Raw genomic sequence first — 17,015 nt, 5'->3', positions numbered from 1 at the left:
CCGCGAACCCCAGCTGCGCCGCGAACACCAACGGCAGCGATCCCAGCGCCGCGAACGTACCGGCCAGTACCAGACCCGCCGAAGTGTCAATCCCCTGGAAGCGTGGAGGGTTGTTTAAGGGTGAGTCAGCTGCGGGCGCTACTCGGCGACGGTTGGCGCGGGGTTGACCGGCCGGGCCGGCGACGTGCACGGTCTCGTTGCCGTCGGCGACGGCACGGACGGCGGCGGCCCGCGGCCGGGTCGGCGCTTCCCGGGTGGATCTGGTCAGGCCGCGCGCCGGTGCCACGGATTGCGGTACAGCGGCCGGCCAGGGGTCAGATGTTGGAGCCGTCGGGTGGGAGGTCGGCGGGCGGTTGTGAGGATCCGCCGTCACCGGCGTTGGGGCAGGACAGGCCGAGGGTGTAGGCCGTCATCGACAATGACCCGTAGGCGTAGCCGTCGACGAGAACTTCGGTGTCGGATGCTTCGGTGGCGCCGGCGAGGCCGGCGAGGTAGAGCGCGGGGATGAAGTGGTCTGCTGTCGGTACGGCGTTGCCGAAGTCGCGGTGGGCGTCGAGTGTCGCGAACTCGGTCGGGTCGGTCAGCATGCGAGACTTGGCGTCTTCGTCGAAGCGCTGTGCCCAGTCATAGCCGTCGTCGGTGAGCTTCCAGTTCATCCCGCGCAGGTTGTGCACGATGTTGCCGCTGGCGACGATGAGCACTCCGCGCTGCCGCAGTGGGGCGAGTTTGGCGCCGAGCTGAAGGTGGTAGTCGAACGGCTTGTCGGCGTTGACGCTGAGCTGCACGACGGGAATCGAGGCGTCGGGAAAGGCATGCGTCAGCACTGACCAGGTGCCGTGATCGATGCCCCAGCTGTCGACGTCGGCGCCGACCCAGGTCGGATGAACGACATCACTGACCTCTGCGGCCAGCTCGGGCAGCCCGGGCGCTGGGTACTGCACCTCGAACAGTGCCGGCGGGAAGCCATAGAAGTCGTGGATGGTCCGCGGTCTGGGCATCGCCGTGACGGCGGTGGCGTTGATATACCAGTGCGCGCTGATCACCAGGATGGCGCGCGGGCGGGGTACCGCCGCGCCGAAGGCTTTCCATGCGGTGGTGTAGCGGTTGACCTCGAGGGCGTTCATCGGGTTGCCGTGGCCGATAAACGCTGCGGGCATCAGTGCGTCTGAGGCGTTGAGGTTGTCTGCGGGCACGTCGGGCCCTCCTCGGGTCGCGGTTTCATCCGACGGCGGGGCGTCGCTTGCAGGCAGGCCATCAGCGTAGTGCGGACGGCCTGTCGGCTACCGCACTTCGGCTTCGTCCTTGTCGTAGCGGTTCACCTTGACCGCGACCGGCGGGCAGCTCGCCTTGGACGTCGCGGTGCCGGCGGGTCACGTCGACGTACTCGACGCTCTCGCCACACGCGCCGGGCTCCAGGACGTCGCGTGAATCCGGGGTTGCGGTCGGGGCAGGTAGCGGAGGCGGCGGGGGTGAACCAGCAGACGCTGCGCTACTACGAGCAGCGAGGTCTGGTGGCCGAGCCGGATCGGACGTTGGGTGGGCACCGGCTCTACCCGCCAGAGACTGTCACGATCCTGCGGGTGATCAAGACCGCGCAGCGGCTCGGGATCACCTGGACGAGGTCGCCGGGTGGTTCTGCCTGCAGATCCCCCTTTTCCTGGCCCCTGCAGCGTGCTGGTGAGCGCGGGCGCTGGTCGAGTCCACGGACACGTCCCAGGTAATCCGTCCGGCCGCATCAGCGAGGGCCTGCAGGGCGGTAAGCACCTTCTTCCAGCTCTCGTCACGCTGCCACCTGCGGAACAGGGCATACATCGCCGACCAGGACCCGTACTGCGGTGGCACGTCCCGCCACGGGGCACCTACTCGGATGCGCCACCGGATCCCGTCGATCAACTGCCGCCTGCTCCACAACGACAATCGACCCGGCCCCTTCGGCGCTGGCAGCAACGGCTCCAGCACCGCCCACTGCACGTCGATCAGGTCGAACCGCTCGTCGCGTCGCGGGAGACCAGTTCGCAGGTCGTCCACCAGCATCGCGGCGCCGACCCTGATTCCGTACGGCAGGATCTGCCCGCTGCGTGCAGGCACCCGCAGCCGGCGGCCGGCCCAGCAGCGGCTCGCCGTGCCAGCCCAGCGCGGACGAGTCGAACCGGTCACGGACCACGCCGACGGCGGCGTCGAGTCGGTGCCCAGGGTCACACCCGTCCGGGTACAAAACGGGCCCAACATCGCAGAAGCGACTAACCGCTGCCGACGTTGTGGGAATGTTTCATGTACTAGGCACTAGTTGGCGCCCCAATGAGGGAAATGCCTGCGTGTCATCCATTTCCGGAGGCCAGCGGTGCCTAGAGCGTCTGTATCCCCAATATGGCGACCCGTCGGGTTTGCCACCGGACCAGGCTTGGAAACTTGCCTATGGAAGGAGCGTCAGGTGATCAGAAAGCATGGGCGGCTGTGGACCGTCGCGGCTGTGGTAAGCGCAGCGGTGGCGGTCACTGCCACGGCGGCAATGGGAGATGGGGGCGGTCACGACCGTGCGGGGAGCGAGGACCGCGGCGGACACCACGCGGGCGACCCGCGGTTCAAAGTGATCAACCAGGTCTCCGATCAGGAAGAACGAGATCCCGCGGTCGTCGACCCGGACGCTGTCAACTCGTGGGGGCTGGCCCTGGGACCGACGACACCGCTGTGGGTGGCCAACAACGGCACGAACACCGCCACCGTCTATCGTGGCGGAGTCGACGGGGCCCCGGTCGAGAAGGTCGACCTCACCGTTGACATCCCCGGCGGCGCGCCGACCGGGGCGGTGTTTAACGACACCGACGGCTTCGAGGTGCCCGGGCCGGGCGGTGACGAACCGGCACGCTTCATCTTCGTCAGCGAGGGCGGTGACATCACCGCTTGGAACCCGAACGCGGAAACCACGGCCGTCGTGGTGGCGCACACGAACCGTGCGATCTACAAGGGCGTGACCCTACTGAAGACCGACGTCGGCAGTTTCCTGCTCGCCGCCGACTTCCACAACGCACGCATCGATGTGTTCGACGAAAACTTCGACAAGGCGGACCTGCCGGACTCCCTCTTCCGGGACACGAACATCCCCGACGGGTTCGCGCCGTTCAACGTACTGGCGGTAGGCGAACGGGTCTACGTCACCTATGCAAAGCAGGATGCGGACGCTGAGGACGACGTGAAAGGCCCCGGTCTCGGTTTCGTCAACCTGTTCACCGACTTCGGGACGGAGGTTCGGCGGATCGCCAGCGAGGGCACGCTGAACGCACCGTGGGGTCTCGCCATCGCGCCGGAAGGCTTCGGCGAGTTCACCGGCGACTTGCTGGTCGGCAACTTTGGCGACGGCCGGATCAACGTGTTCGACGGCAAGGATTTCGAGGGCCAACTGCGGGACGAGGACGGCAAGACGATCGCCATCGACGGTCTGTGGGCGCTCCTGCCGGGCACCGAAACCACCGGTGGTGAAGAGACTCTGTGGTTCAGTGCCGGGCCGGACGACGAGCAGCACGGACTGGTTGGTCAGTTGATCCCAACGACCAAGTAACTGCCGCGGATCCGCCGCGCCCCGAGCTTCGCGGGGCGCGGCGTACCGCTGTTCCGGCCCCGCCGGGTACTGCCGGTACGGTCTATTCGGACCGTCGCCACCCCGCCGAGCACACGGTCGAGTTGGCGATTGAGCCTGGCCCAATCGCAGGGTCATTGCGTTGTCGGGTAATCGCTGGTCGCCGCGGTGATGAGGTCGTGTGGGCGGCGGTTGGCGCGTCGGGCGGCGCGGGCGATGTTGGTGTCGGCCGTTGGTGCGGTGGTAGCCGATCGAGGTGTTACGCAGGGTGGCGAGGACGGCAGGTCCGGTGCCGGTTCGGGCCTGGTGGAGATCTTCACGGAAAGTGACGTCGCGGACGTGGTGGACCAGGTTTTCGAGGTGCCATTCGAGGCGGGCCCAGTGCTGCAGGTCGGCGGGTTGGGCCTGGTCGGCGGGTAGGGACACCGTGTAGTAGGCGGTTTCGCGCGATCGCCAAAGCCCTCGACGTGTCCCTGGGGGACCTGATCGGCGCACCAAGCCAGTTCGAGTGGTCCGACGACTCAGGTCGCGAGACCATCCCCGCACTGCGCGCCGCGCTGCACGACTACCGGCATCTCGCGCCCACGCTGGCCAGCACAGCCGACGTCGAGGCTCCCGGCCTGCGCGAGATCGAGAACGACGTCGCTGAGATCTGGACCGCCTACCAGCACTCGCGGTACGGCACTCTCGCCCGCCGACTCCCCTACCTCATCCACGACTGCCTCACCGCCACCGAGGCCTACCACGGAGACGACGGTCAGCGCGCGCACGCGATGACCGCCTACGCCCATCAGCTCGCCGCGCTTTTCCTCACGAAGCTCGGCGAAGGTGACCTCGCTTGGACCGCTGCCAGCCGGGGCCTGGCCGCCGCCAACGCCAACCATGATCACGTCGTGATCGGCTCGCTCAGCCGCTCCGCCGCGCATTCTCTGGTCTCCATCGGCGAATACGCGCAGGCTCGTGGCGTCGCCGCCACCGCCGCCCAGTTTCTTGAACCACGGCTCGCCAAGCCCACGCCGCAACTGCTGTCGGTCTACGGCAGCCTGCACCTGGCCGACGCCGCCCGATTCAGCCGGCACTCACCAGGCGACAGGCCGCCCGCAGCAGCCGTCAGCCGACCCAGCTGTAGCGGCGTTCCGGCCGGCCGGCCGCGCCGTAGCGCAGCGTCACCGCCGCCCGCCCGGTACCCGAGAAGTGCTCCAGGTAGCGACGAGCGCTGACTCGGGAGACTCCCACCCGGTTCGCGCATTCTGCTGCCGAGAGGGTGCCGGAGTTCTCCCGAAGTGCGCGTTCCACCAGCTCCGCGGTCTCGATGCTGAGACCCCGGGGCAGGGCGGAGGTGACGTGCGAGCTGCTGCGGGACAGCACCCGGTCCACGTCGGCCTGGTCGCTTACCACGGCCGCACGCAGCGAGTTTCGCCGTGCGGCGTACTGCTCCAGCCGGGTGCGCAGCTCGTCGAACCCGAAGGGCTTGAGCAGGTAGTTGACCGCGCCGTAGCGGACCGCCCGGCGGACCGCCTCGACCTCCCGGGCGGCGCTGATCACCAGGATGTCGCAGTCGTGCCGTGCGGCGCGCAGCCGGGTCACCACGTCGAGGCCGAACATGTCCGGCAGGTAAAGGTCGAGCAGCACCAGGTCGGGCCGGAACTCGTCGACCGCGGCGACGGCCTGCTCGCCGGTGCCCGCGGTACCGACCACCCGGAACCCGTCCATCCGCTCGACGAACCCCCGGTGGATTCGGGCGACCATGAAGTCATCGTCGACGACCAGGACGTCGATCAACGAACTCCCTCCAGCATGGTGGCTACCGACATCCGGGCGGTGAACATCGCGCCCTCCTCGGTGTTCGTCACCGCGATTTCCCCGCCGCGCCGGTTGCAGACCAGCCGAGTGAGCGCCAGCCCGATACCGCGCTCGCCGCCCTGCGCCGCCTTCGTGGTGAAGCCTTGGGTAAAGACCTCCTGGGCCAGCTCCGGGGCGATCCCCGGCCCCGAGTCCCGGACGATGATCTCCACGGACGAGGCGTCCTGGCGCAGCTCAACCTCCACCCAGGCGGGTCCGTCCGCCGCACCGGTGCCGCCGCCGGCCGGGCCGGCGTCCCTGCCGGCGGCGACGGCATCCACGGCGTTGTCGACCAGGTTGCCCAGCACCGTGGCGACGTCCGCGGTGATCTCCGGCTCCATCCGCTCCAGGCTGGTCCGTTCGGAGACCCGCAGCTCCACCCGACGCTCGGCGGCCACCGCGGATTTCGCCATCAGCAGCGCGGCGACCGCGGTGTCGTGGATCCGGCTGGTCACGGTCAGGTCGAGCGACGCCCGGTGCCGGCTCAGCGCGTCCACGTACCGGACCACCTCGTCGTGTTCGCCGATCTGGATCAGCCCGGAGATGGTGTGCAGCTGATTGGCGAACTCGTGGGTCTGCGCGCGGAGCAGCTCCGCGGTGCTGCGGAATGACCCGATCTCCCGTTCCAACCGGGCCAGCTCGGTGCGGTCCCGCAGCGTGGTCACCGAACCGAGCCGGCGACCGTCCTTGTTGACCGTCATCCGGTTCATCACCAGCACCCGGCCGGCGCGGACGACGACCTCGTCGCGGGCCTCCGGACCGTCGCTGGTGCCGGCCAGCACGTCCCGCAGCCGGCCGGAGATGCGCAGGTCGGCGAGGCTGCGCCCGAGGCAGTGCTCGGGCAGGTCGAGCAGCCGCCGCCCGACGGCGTTCACCAGGGTGATCCGCAGTTGCGGGTCCAGCGCGATGACGCCCTCGGCGATGCCGTGCAGCAGCGCCTCTCGGTGCTCCGCCAGCCCGGCGATCTCTCGCGGCTCCAGGCCCAGGGTCTGCCGCTTGATCCGCCGGGCCAGCAGCCAGGACCCGACCACCCCGAGAGCGCTGGCGATGCCGAGATAGGTGAAGAGGTACGAGGAGGCGCCGACCATTCGCTCTGACCAAGTCGGTGAGGCCTCACCGATCACCACGGCACCCAGGTAGCGGCCGAGGTTTTCCTTGCGGTCGCCGAGCACCGGAACCTGGGCCACCAGTTCCCGCGATCCGTCGACCTCCAGCTCGCCGAACCAGCTACGGCCGTCGGTTACTCGGGGATCGCCTAGCACTACCGCGGCGCCCACCAGGGTGGGGTTGGTGGAGCTGACCACCCGGCCGCGGGCGTCGGCGACGCTGACCGTGGTCACGGCGGCCTCGGTCAGCACGTTCTGCACCAGCGGCGCGATCGTCTCCGCCGGCGCCGGCTGGGTGAGGCGGTCGCGCAGCAGCCGGTTGCCGGCGAGCTGCTCGCCGAGGGCGGCGACGCGGCGGCCCTCCACCCGGTTGAAGGTCGCCGCCGACTGAGCCAGGGACACGGCGGCCACGGCCAGCAGCACCACGACGATGATCGCGAGCTGGAGGACCAGCAACTGCCCGGCCAGGGAGCGGCGGCGGGAAGTGATCGCGACCACAAAGACCTCAATTTCCGCTGGTGACAGAAGGCAGACACGGAGTCCGCCCGGAGGCCATCATCTTGCCGCCGGACTCCTTCGAAACGAAAGAGAAACATAATGGCAACTCGGAGAAACGTGCTGGTCATGGGGGTCGCCGCCGCGACGGCGCTGGCGCTGGGCGCCTGCGGCGCCACCGCCGGACAGAACGAGGGCGGGTCCGGCGATGACGGAAAGCCGGTCGCCGGCCTGCGGATCATGGTGCCGAACACCCCCGGTGGCGGGTACGACACCACAGCCCGTACCGCCGCCAAGGTGATGGAGGACGCGAAGATCGCCACCGGCGTGCAGGTGTTCAACCTGCCCGGTGCGGGCGGCACCGTTGGCCTCCAGCGGATGGTGAATGAGAAGGGCAACGGCAAGCTCGCCATGCAGATGGGGTTGGGCGTGGTCGGCGCCTCCTACACCTCCAAGTCGTCCGCGACGCTCACCCAGACGACCCCCCTGGCCAAGATGATCGAGGAAGCCGGTGCCATCGTGGTGCCGAAGGATTCGCCGTACAAGACGATCGGCGATCTGGTCGCCGCCTGGAAGAAGGACCCGAAGAAGATTGCCGTCGGCGGCGGTTCCTCGCCGGGCGGCCCGGACCACCTGCTGCCCATGCAGCTCGCCAAGACGGTCGGCATCGACCCGCGCCAGGTCAACTTCGTCTCGTACGACGGCGGCGGTGAACTGCTGCCGGCGGTGCTCGGTGGCAAGGTGGCCTTCGGCGCCAGCGGCTTCGGCGAGTTCCTCGACCAGGTCGAGGCGGGCCAGCTCCGCGTCCTCGCGGTGACCAGCGAGCAGCCGATCGCGGCGCTCAAGGAGGTGCCGACCCTCAAGGCCTCCGGAATCGACCTGGTCTTCACGAACTGGCGCGGCATCGTCGCCCCGCCCGGCATCAGTGACGGCGACAAGAAGGTCTGGATCGACGCGTTGACGAAGATGCACGAGTCCGAGGAGTGGAAGGCCGAGCTGGCCAAGCGGGGCTGGAGCGACGCCTTCGTGACCGGTGACGCCTTCGCCACCTTCCTCACCGAGCAGGACACGTCCGTGGCCGACCTGCTCAAGCAGCTCGGGCTGGCGTGACCGGCATGACGACCCGACCGGACCGGGGCGGCGACCCGCCGCCCCGCCCGGCGGCGCCGGAGGCGAGCGCTTCCGTCGTACCACCGATCCCGACGCAGCCGACCGCGGAGGCTGCCGATCCGGTGTCTCCCGCAAGGGAAGCCGAGACGACCGCAGAGCGTACGCCGGCCCTGCCTGCGGTGGCACGGCCGTCAGCGGCCGACGACCGGCCGCCGGTTGCGGACGCCCTCCACGGCGCGGCGCGGACGCCGAAGCCGGACCGGGCGCAGTACGGCGTCTGTGCGTTCCTCGCCGTGGTCGGCGCACTGGTCATCGTCGACGCGATCCGGATCGGGCACGCGATCAGCAGCGCCGACCCGATCGGGCCGAAGCCGGTGCCGATCCTGCTCGGCGCACTGCTGCTGGTGGTCGCCGCGATCTACGCGGTGGACGTGGCCCGCGGCGGCGCGGGTGAGCCGGAGGCCGGCGAGGACGTCGACCTGAGCAGCCCGATCGACTGGCGGACGGTCCTCCTGCTGATCGGTGCCTTCCTGGTCAACGCGGTGCTGATCGACCGGCTCGGCTGGGTGATCAGCGGCACCCTGCTGTTCTGGGGTTCGGCATTCGCGCTGGGCAACCGGCACTACATCCGCAACCTGCTGATCGCCGTCGCCCTGTCGCTGATCACCTTCTACACGTTCGCCATCGGGCTGGGTGTCAACCTGCCCGCCGGCGTCCTGCAAGGAATCCTCTGATGGACAATTTCGGCCACCTGCTCGACGGGTTCGCCAATGTGCTGACCCCGATGAACCTGCTGATCGCGCTGCTCGGCGTGACCATCGGCACCGCCGTCGGTGTGCTGCCCGGCATCGGTCCGGCGATGACGGTCGCGCTGCTGCTGCCGGTCACCTACGGGATGGAGCCGACGCAGGCGTTCATCATGTTCGCCGGCATCTTCTACGGCGGCATGTACGGCGGCTCGACCACGTCGATCCTGCTGAACACCCCCGGCGAGTCGTCCTCCGTGGTGACCGCGATCGAGGGCAACAAGATGGCGAAGGCGGGTCGGGCCGCGCAGGCGCTGGCCACCGCCGCGATCGGCTCCTTCGTCGCCGGCACCATCGCCACCCTGCTGCTGGTCGTGGTCACCCCGCCGGTGGTGGCATTCGCGATCAGTCTCGGCGCGCCGGACTACTTCGCGCTGATGCTGCTCTCGTTTGTGGCGGTGACCGCGGTGCTCGGCGCGTCCCGGGTGCGCGGCTTCGCCTCGCTGCTGATCGGCCTGGCCATCGGCGTGATCGGGATCGACCAGACCGGCCAGCAGCGGCTCACCTTCGGTATCCCGCAACTCGCCGACGGCATCGACGTGGTGGTGGTCGCGGTGGGCATCTTCGCCGTCGGCGAGGCGCTCTGGATCGCCGCGCACCTGCGGCGCAAGGCCGCCGAGGTGATCCCGGTGGGCCGCCCCTGGATGGGCCGGCAGGACTGGAAGCGGTCCTGGAAGCCCTGGCTGCGCGGCACCGCGTATGGGTTCCCGTTCGGGGCGCTGCCGGCTGGCGGGGCGGAGATCCCGACCTTCCTGTCATACGCGACCGAAAAGAAACTGTCGAAGCACCCGGAGGAGTTCGGTAAGGGCGCGATTGAGGGTGTCGCCGGGCCGGAGGCGGCCAACAATGCCTCCGCCGCCGGGACGCTGGTGCCCATGCTGGCGATCGGCCTGCCGACCAATGCCACAGCCGCGGTCATGCTGGCTGCCTTTCAGCAGTACGGCATCCAGCCCGGTCCGCTGCTCTTCGAGCGGGAGTCCGGCCTGGTCTGGACCCTGATCGCCAGCCTCTTCGTCGGCAACCTGCTGTTGCTCGTGCTCAATCTGCCGCTCGCGCCCGCTTGGGCCCGGCTGCTGCGGGTTCCGCGGCCGTACCTCTACGCCGGGATCATCTTCTTCGCCTCGATGGGCGCGTACGCGGTCAACGCTCAGCCGTTCGACCTGTTCCTGTTGCTGACCCTCGGCCTAATCGGGTTCGGGATGCGGCGCTTCGGGCTGCCGATCCTGCCGCTGATCGTCGGGGTGATCCTCGGCCCCCGGGCGGAACTTCAGGGCCGGCGGGCGCTGCAGCTCGCCGGTGGCGACCTCTCCGGTCTGCTCGGTGGCTGGGTGTCCTGGCTGATCTACGCCACCGTGCTGGTGGTGCTGCTCTGGCCGCTGCTCGGCCGGTTCCTCGTACGACCGCTTCGTGAAAGGTTGGCGACCGGATGACCGTGCTGGTGGGGTACGTGCCGTCGGAGTTGGGCGAGGCGGTCCGGTGCGCGGCGGTTGAGCAGGCCCGGTTCCGCGATGAGCCGGTGCTCGTGGTCAACACCTCGCGCGGGGGACGCGTACGTCGACCCGCGGTTCGCTCAGGACCACGACCTCGAGCGTGTCCGCCGGGAGCTGACCGGGCTGGGCGTGCGGCACAGCGTCCAGCAGTTGGTGCGGGGCCGTGACGCGGCCGAGGAGATCGTCGAGTTGGCCGAGTCCGAGGACGTGTCGCTGGTGATGATCGGGATCCGGCACCGGACGCCGGTGGGCAAGCTGATCATGGGCTCCACCGCGCAGGAGATCCTGCTCGGCGCCCGCTGCCCGGTGCTCGCCGTCAAGATCGACGGGGTGTGACGTCTCCTGCCGTCCACGGGGGCACCTTCCCGAACCAGCCGGAGCGGAAGGGTGCCCCGTGCCAGCCTCGAACCGCACCAGCGGCCGTCGCCGCCACCGGCCTACGCCCGTTCACCGCCCCTGAATCCGATACCCGAAGTGAGAGAAGGACGAACCATGCGGACGCCCACCGCGGACCTTTATGACCGGTACATGGACGAACTCGGCTCGTGCGACACGCAGCTGCGCCAGTTCGGCGGCTTCCACGCCTTCCGCGGACCGGCAGTCACCGTGCGGTGCTTTGAGGACAATGCCCTGCTGAAGTCGGTCGTCTCCGCACCGGGTGAGGGGCGGGTGCTGGTGGTGGATGGTGGCGGGTCCGTACACACGGCCCTGATGGGCGACGTGATCGCCGGTATGGCGGCGGAGAACGGCTGGGCGGGTGTGGTGATCAACGGCGCCGTCCGCGATGTCGCTGCCCTGCGCGCCCTTCCGATCGGCATCAAGGCACTCGGCACCAACCCGCGCAAGAGCGCCAAGACCGGGGCCGGCGAGCGGGACGTGCCGGTGGCATTCGGAAACTGCACCTTCGATCCCGGCGCCGCGGTTCACAGTGACGACGACGGTATCGTCGTCCTGCCCCTGGGCCGGCGGGCGTAGGCCTGAAGGGCCAGGTGACCAGTGACTCGATCATCGGGGCCCCTCCAGTCGGAGCCCTGCTCGACCGCGAGCAGCCCGGCAGCGATCCCCGGGTCAGGGGCGGTTTGTCAGACCGCGGGGGCACATCGCCCTAAGACGGGCAGGATCTTGACCGACCCGACACATCACGATGGACGCCCCGCCGAACGGCACCCGATCCGAGTCGTCTTTTAGAATCACCTGCAGGGCGTCGTCCGACCACGAAACCGATGTCGTCGGTCATTGCTCCTCGTTCACGTCGACGGACGGGGCCTGCGCCCCGCCGTGGGGGATGGTCGCTCAGGCGGCGCGGAGTGCGGCGAAGGACGCCTCGGCCTGCTTGCGCAGCATCGGGTACGAGGTCCTGGACTGGCCGGGGCAGCCCGGCGAGGAGCAGCTCGACCTCGGCCGGCGTGGCGACGGTCGAAGAATCAGCTGCACGTGGGAGAGCTGGACCTGACCTGCGAGGGCTGGAGTTCCCGTCCGAGTCGGATCTGATGTTGCTCGTCTGCGCGGGCGAGCGTTGTCACGTCTGTGCAGGTACCTGGCGGATGCGATCCCGGCCACCTGCAGCCGGCGGACGAAACCCGTCCTCCGGCTCGGACCGGATGGCACAGTGTGAGGAGTGACCAGGGGTCGGTCGGCGTTGCATGTGGCTGCGCGATTCTTCGGAGGCATTCAGCTATCCACCGGGGGCGTCGGGGTGACCCGGTTGGAGCTGTTCCTCGACCTGGTGTTCGTATACGCGTTCCTGAGCGTGACGGACCTCATGGCGGAGAACTTCCGAATCGAGGGCCTGTTCCAGGGCGTGCTGGTAGTCCTGTTGCTTTGGCGGTGCTGGAGCTCTTACACGTTGCTCGGCAACGTCGTCAGGTTGGATCGGGGATTCATGCGGCCACTCATTTTCGGGGCAGCCGCGACCATCCTGGTGATCGGGATTGCCGCGCCGGTGATCTTCGCCGATCGGCCAGGTGGCCTGTTCGGGCCGTTGATCTTCGTCGTCGCGTTCCTGCTGGCCCAGTTCGGCGCGCTGATGAGTTTGACGTACACCATTTCAGGCGGGACTCGAGGACCCCTTCTACGCGCATGGTTGCCGTTCTCCGGCGGCGCCGTCCTGCTGCTGTGCGGTGCGCTGCTCCCTCTCCACCTGCCGCCGGACGTCGACGATGGGACCGTCCGACTGACCCTCTTCTTCGCCGCCACCGTCGTCGACTTCATCGGCGTGCGCGCGCTCGGCGCTGGCAACTGGCGGATCGCGTCCGTGCCGCACTGGGCCGAGCGGCACCGGCTGATCATGCTCATCGCGCTTGGCGAGACAATCATCTCGATCGGCACCAGCCGTGGCCTCATCGGCGACCCTCCGATCACCTGGTCGGTCATCGGAGGTTCCGCCCTGGGCCTCGTCGTCGTGGCCGTGCTTTGGTGGCGCTACTTCGACATCGCCGGATTCGCCGCGGAGCAGGCGCTGGAGCACCAGCCGACAGCCACCAGATCACGACTGGGCCGGGACGCGTATAGCGTCCTGCACGTTGTCATGATCGTCGGTCTCGTCCTCATCGCGCTGGGGCTCAAACGCGCGTTCAGTTCCGTCGAGCCCGCCACCGCGTACCGGTGGGACCAACTGAGCACGTTCGTCCTCTACGGAGGTGTCCTCTTCTACCTACTCGGTCTGGTGGCGCTCGAGCACCGCACCATCCGCCTGCTGGGTCGTAGCCCGTTGCTGGGGATCGTCCTGGTGACCGCCTTGGTTCCGGTTGCGGTCCGCCTACCGCCGGTAGGCGCGGTGGGCCTGCTCGCCGCCGTTCTCACCAGCATGGTCCTGGCCGACCTCACCGTCTTCCGCCAGCGGCATCATGTGCTGCACAGGCAGGCGGCGGAGGCGTCGGTCCGCGCCGCCGCTACCGGAGTCACACCAAAGGAACTGTTCCTCGATCTGGTGGTCGTCTACACGTTCATCCAGGTCACCGTGTTGATGACCCGACACCCCACCGGGGTTGGGGTCGCCCAGGCCCTGGCGGTGCTCACCCTGCTCTGGGTCGCCTGGTCCCTTTACACCCAGGTGGGAAACGTCCTTCGCAGCGAGTCCATCCCCGTGCGGTTGAGCGTCCTACTGGTCGTCGCCCTGACCCTGACGATCGGCATCGCCATCCCACAGGCGTTCGACGTGGTACCCGACGGCTTGCCCGGCCCGATGATCGTCGTGCTCTGCTATATCGTGCTGCGCGTGCTGCACCTGAGCACGCTTCGGCTGGTCGTCCGCCCGGACCGGCTACCACAGGCCCAACTGCTGCGGGCGAGCATTGCGACCGTGGCGGCGCTCATCCTGCTGTTGCTCGCCTCGCTGGCATCCTCGCGGCCGCATGCCCCCGAAGGGCTGAACCAGCTCGTGGCAAGCCTCTGGCTGATGGCCATCGTCGTCGACCTCGCCGGGGGCTACCTCGTCGTCCGGCAGTTCTGGCGCGTGAGTTCGGCCAAGCATTGGACCGACCGGTACGCCCTGATCATCCTTGTCGCACTGGGCGAATCGATCATCTCGGCAGGGGTGGCCGTCTTCGGCCGCGCGATCTCCTGGTCGGTCATCGTCGCCATCGCCACCAGCATGGTCCTACTGGCCACACTCTGGTGGGCGTACTTCGACACGGACGCGATCGTCGGAGAGCGCGTCATGCAAGACCGCACCGGCAACCAGCGGGCCGCGCTGGCCCGCGACGCCTACACCTACCTGCACCTGCCCATGATCGTCGGACTGATACTGCTCGCCTTCGGCCTGCGGAAGACCCTCGACGTGATCAGCGACCCGTCAGGACCAGCGCGCACCCCGCTAGGGCACGCCACCCTCTTCGCCGGAGTGCTCGTCTATCTCCTCGCCAACCAGGCATTCTGGTGGCGCACCCAGCGCGAGATCCGCTGGATCCGGGCCACCGGAATCCTGCTCGTGGCAATCTTCGCGCCGATGACCAGCCCACTGCCACCGCTGTGGGCACTGACCATCCTGACAGCCACCACCGCCGCCGTCATGATGACCGACTCCCACCGCGCCGCCGAGCTACGACGACGGCTACACGAGCCGCCACCATCGAGCATCCTGACCGACGCGCGGCCCGCCAACCCCATCAGGTAACCCGGAGCCATGTCGGAGACCGTCCGGTGCTCGTTGACGACGTCACGTCTAGCTGCGCCGGCAGCACGCCGGCTGGGCTGGGCTGGGCTGGGCATGGTTCGACCGGCGCCGCAACGACCTGCTGCGCGACACCGGCTGCGTAGCCGATCACGTGGTGCAGCACTCGATGCGGCCCCAGGACGCGCTAACCGGCACCCTCGCCGAACTCGACGACGAGGCCGGGCGTTGGCCCTCCCCTTGGCGGGAAGCCATCCGTGCCTGCGTACGCCGTCGCGGAGTCACCGGCACAACTTCGCGTGCGAATGCGAGCGTGGTGGCGCGACCGATCCCGTTCGCCGCACCCGTCACGAATGCGACCCTGCCCGTGAAGCTGCCGCCGGCCGTCCTGTCCATCGTTGGTTCGTTCCGGGTTGAGCTCACTCAGCGCGGTGTGTGCGCTGCCAGGGCGGCGGCCTTCCGGGGGGCGCAGCTCGTCAGGGGTTGAGGAGGGTCTTGATGGCGCGGCGCTCGTCCATCGCCCGGTACCCCTCGGCGGCCTGATCGAGGGGAAGGGTGAGGTCGAAGACCTTGCCCGGGTCGATCTGCCGGGTCCCGATCAGGTCGATCAACTCGGGCAGGAAACGGCGTACCGGGGCGGGGCCGCCGTGCAGGTGCACGTGGGAGAAGAACAGCTCCTCACCGGGCAGTTCGACGTCGTGGGCGACTCCGACGTAGCCGACGTGGCCGCCGGCACGGGTGGCCCTGATGGCTTGCATCATCGACTCCTGGGTGCCGACCGCCTCGATGACCGAGTGCGCCCCGAGGCCGTCGGTGAGGTCCTTGATCCGTGCGACGCCGTCGTCGCCGCGTTCGGTGACGATGTGGGTCGCACCATAGTGCGCTGCGAGCTTTTGGCGCGGCTCATGCCTGCTCATCGAGATGATGCGTTCCGCGCCGAGCTGCTTGGCCGCCAGCACGGCGAGTAGACCGACCGCACCGTCGCCGACCACCGCGACGGTCTTGCCCGGGCCGACCTCGGCCGCCACGGCACCGAACCAGCCGGTGCCGAGCACGTCGGAGGCGGCAAGGAAGCTTGGGATCAGGTCGTCCGAGGGAATGTCCGGCGTGGCGACGAGGGTGCCGTCGGCCAGCGGAACACGCAGGTACTCGGCCTGGGCGCCGAGCCCGCCGACCGGCTCCCGGTGGATGCACGACGACTGGTAGCCGGCGCGGCAGATCGGGCATGTGTTGTCGGAGGCGAAGAACGAGCCGATGACGAACTGGCCCGGCTTGACGTTCTTGACCTCGCTGCCAACCTCCTGGACGATCCCGACGTACTCGTGGCCCATCGGGGACGGCCCCTTGACCGCTTCGACGCCCCGATACGGCCAGAGGTCCGAACCGCAGACACAGGTCGCGGACAGGCGAATGATCGCATCGGTCGGGAGCATGATCCGGGGATTCTCCCGCGTTTCCACCCGCACATCGCCAGGGGCATGCATGACAACACCACGCATAGGTTCTTCCTCTCCGAAGGACCGGCCTGTCATTTTCTCCGGCCTACCCGGGCAGGCCGTGATGATGCCGCCATCCGGGCCCACCCAGAAGATTTGAACCTCTACCAAAACCGCACAAAATCCTCCACACCATCACCGCCGCTCAAAAGCCTCCGGCCGATCGAGGGCAGATTGTCGCCAGGTGGTCTCTAGTCACCTAGTGCGGTGTCCACGAACGTTCACCGGGTGTCCGGTGGTGGTTGTGGATCCTCGCCTTGTGGGCGAGCGACTCCCCTCCGGGTGGTGGGGCGGGCCTGCGCGGGCCAACTGATCCTCGCGCCGCCCGTGGGCGGCGGGGGTCACGTCGGGACTGGCCGGCACCGGGAAGGTGCCGTCCGGCTCGACGGTGCGTGAGCACCTCCGGCAGCACAACGGCTGTCGGGGTGGTGGGTCCGCCGCCCGGGATACGGGTGGCGATGGTGGCAGCCGCGACCAGGTCACGGTGCCCGGAAAACCGGCAGTGGGGGCAGGACAGGGTCCGTCCACGGGGTTTCGGTACCCGCCGCAGGCAGGCAGGGCAGGTCGAGGACGTGCCACGTTCGTTCACGAGGCGCAGCGTGATGCCGGCCAGGGTGGCCTTGTCGGTGAGGACCTGCAAGAGCCGGCCGACCTGCCACTGCCGCAACCGCAGGTTGTGCCGCCGCCCCGCCTCGATGTCAAGCACCCCACGCGGGTCCCCGACCCGCAGCTCACCGACACGCTGTTCTACCGCCCAAGACACGACCGAACGGGCGGCTTCGTGCTGGGCCTGACGGACCCTGCGCCGATGCCGACCCTCCACCATACGGGCGCGGCGCCGGTACTTGCGCCACCGCCGCGAACCCCGCTGACCCGGCTTCGGCGCCCGCCGGGCGACCGCCCGGCGGCGGGCTTTCGTGTCAGCCAGGTGCATGCGGTGCTCCGCGCGGATCGCCCGCCCCGACACCAGCAACCCCGCACCGTC

The 17,015-nt window shown here is 68.9% G+C and carries 12 protein-coding genes and 3 pseudogenes; 9 read left to right on the top strand and 6 right to left on the bottom strand.

The features are described 5' to 3' along the window. Window positions 1-314 precede the first annotated feature (314 nt). Complete coding sequence (gene ygiD, locus ACWD6N_RS27540; protein ID WP_449940133.1) at window positions 315-1,193, bottom strand: 4,5-DOPA-extradiol-dioxygenase; 879 nt, start codon at window positions 1,191-1,193, stop codon at window positions 315-317. Between the two features lie 231 nt (window positions 1,194-1,424). Between ygiD and ACWD6N_RS27535 the strand changes: the two are divergent. Continuing rightward, window positions 1,425-1,553 (top strand): annotated as a pseudogene (locus ACWD6N_RS27535) (MerR family DNA-binding transcriptional regulator); the annotation flags it as partial. A 71-nt stretch (window positions 1,554-1,624) separates the two neighbouring features. Here the strand turns inward: ACWD6N_RS27535 and ACWD6N_RS27530 are convergent. Next, window positions 1,625-2,034, bottom strand: a pseudogene (locus ACWD6N_RS27530) (transposase); the annotation flags it as partial. Between the two features lie 397 nt (window positions 2,035-2,431). Between ACWD6N_RS27530 and ACWD6N_RS27525 the strand changes: the two are divergent. Both ACWD6N_RS27525 and ACWD6N_RS27520 read left to right on the top strand, forming a co-directional pair. After that, window positions 2,432-3,556: a TIGR03118 family protein gene (locus ACWD6N_RS27525; RefSeq protein ID WP_449940130.1), complete on the top strand. Its 1,125-nt coding sequence runs from the start codon at window positions 2,432-2,434 to the stop codon at window positions 3,554-3,556. A gap of 461 nt (window positions 3,557-4,017) precedes the next feature. Continuing rightward, window positions 4,018-4,650: pseudogene (locus ACWD6N_RS27520) on the top strand (XRE family transcriptional regulator); the annotation flags it as partial. 34 nt (window positions 4,651-4,684) lie between these two features. Here ACWD6N_RS27520 and ACWD6N_RS27515 read toward each other — a convergent pair. Beyond that, window positions 4,685-5,356: a response regulator gene (locus ACWD6N_RS27515; protein ID WP_449940127.1), complete on the bottom strand. Its 672-nt coding sequence runs from the start codon at window positions 5,354-5,356 to the stop codon at window positions 4,685-4,687. Beyond that, on the bottom strand, window positions 5,353-7,020 hold the full coding sequence (locus ACWD6N_RS27510; RefSeq protein ID WP_387329299.1) for a sensor histidine kinase: 1,668 nt from the start codon (window positions 7,018-7,020) through the stop codon (window positions 5,353-5,355). The genes ACWD6N_RS27515 and ACWD6N_RS27510 overlap by 4 nt, the downstream gene beginning before the upstream one ends. Before the next feature lie 99 nt (window positions 7,021-7,119). Here ACWD6N_RS27510 and ACWD6N_RS27505 point away from each other — a divergent pair, with 99 nt between their 5' ends. The 6 genes from ACWD6N_RS27505 to ACWD6N_RS27480 all read left to right on the top strand — a co-directional run bounded on the left by ACWD6N_RS27505 (window position 7,120) and on the right by ACWD6N_RS27480 (window position 14,537). Next, complete coding sequence (locus ACWD6N_RS27505) at window positions 7,120-8,127, top strand: Bug family tripartite tricarboxylate transporter substrate binding protein (RefSeq protein WP_449940125.1); 1,008 nt, start codon at window positions 7,120-7,122, stop codon at window positions 8,125-8,127. Between the two features lie 5 nt (window positions 8,128-8,132). Then, entirely contained in the window at window positions 8,133-8,861 is a 729-nt protein-coding gene (locus ACWD6N_RS27500; protein WP_449940122.1) for a tripartite tricarboxylate transporter TctB family protein, read from the top strand. Then, window positions 8,861-10,363 (top strand): tripartite tricarboxylate transporter permease, encoded by a 1,503-nt coding sequence (locus ACWD6N_RS27495; RefSeq protein ID WP_387329293.1) that lies wholly within the window; start codon window positions 8,861-8,863, stop codon window positions 10,361-10,363. The genes ACWD6N_RS27500 and ACWD6N_RS27495 overlap by 1 nt, the downstream gene beginning before the upstream one ends. A gap of 78 nt (window positions 10,364-10,441) precedes the next feature. Beyond that, window positions 10,442-10,759 carry a universal stress protein gene (locus ACWD6N_RS27490; protein ID WP_450005260.1) on the top strand — a complete coding sequence of 106 codons (318 nt, stop codon included), beginning with the start codon at window positions 10,442-10,444 and terminating at the stop codon, window positions 10,757-10,759. Between the two features lie 156 nt (window positions 10,760-10,915). Next, a complete protein-coding gene (gene rraA / locus ACWD6N_RS27485) occupies window positions 10,916-11,398 on the top strand; it encodes a ribonuclease E activity regulator RraA (RefSeq protein WP_354967815.1) in 483 nt (160 codons plus the stop codon). Between the two features lie 721 nt (window positions 11,399-12,119). Continuing rightward, complete coding sequence (locus ACWD6N_RS27480; protein ID WP_450005259.1) at window positions 12,120-14,537, top strand: low temperature requirement protein A; 2,418 nt, start codon at window positions 12,120-12,122, stop codon at window positions 14,535-14,537. Between the two features lie 473 nt (window positions 14,538-15,010). Here ACWD6N_RS27480 and ACWD6N_RS27475 read toward each other — a convergent pair whose 3' ends face one another. Continuing rightward, on the bottom strand, window positions 15,011-16,018 hold the full coding sequence (locus tag ACWD6N_RS27475; RefSeq protein ID WP_449939593.1) for a zinc-dependent alcohol dehydrogenase family protein: 1,008 nt from the start codon (window positions 16,016-16,018) through the stop codon (window positions 15,011-15,013). A 211-nt stretch (window positions 16,019-16,229) separates the two neighbouring features. After that, a complete protein-coding gene (locus tag ACWD6N_RS27470) occupies window positions 16,230-16,856 on the bottom strand; it encodes a zinc ribbon domain-containing protein (protein WP_450005270.1) in 627 nt (208 codons plus the stop codon). Window positions 16,857-17,015: the final 159 nt, after the last annotated feature.

It is taken from the genome of Micromonospora sp. NPDC005163 (assembly GCF_053599835.1).
Note: the sequence above shows the minus strand (reverse complement) of the source record. Positions and strands in the feature narration are given on the sequence as shown.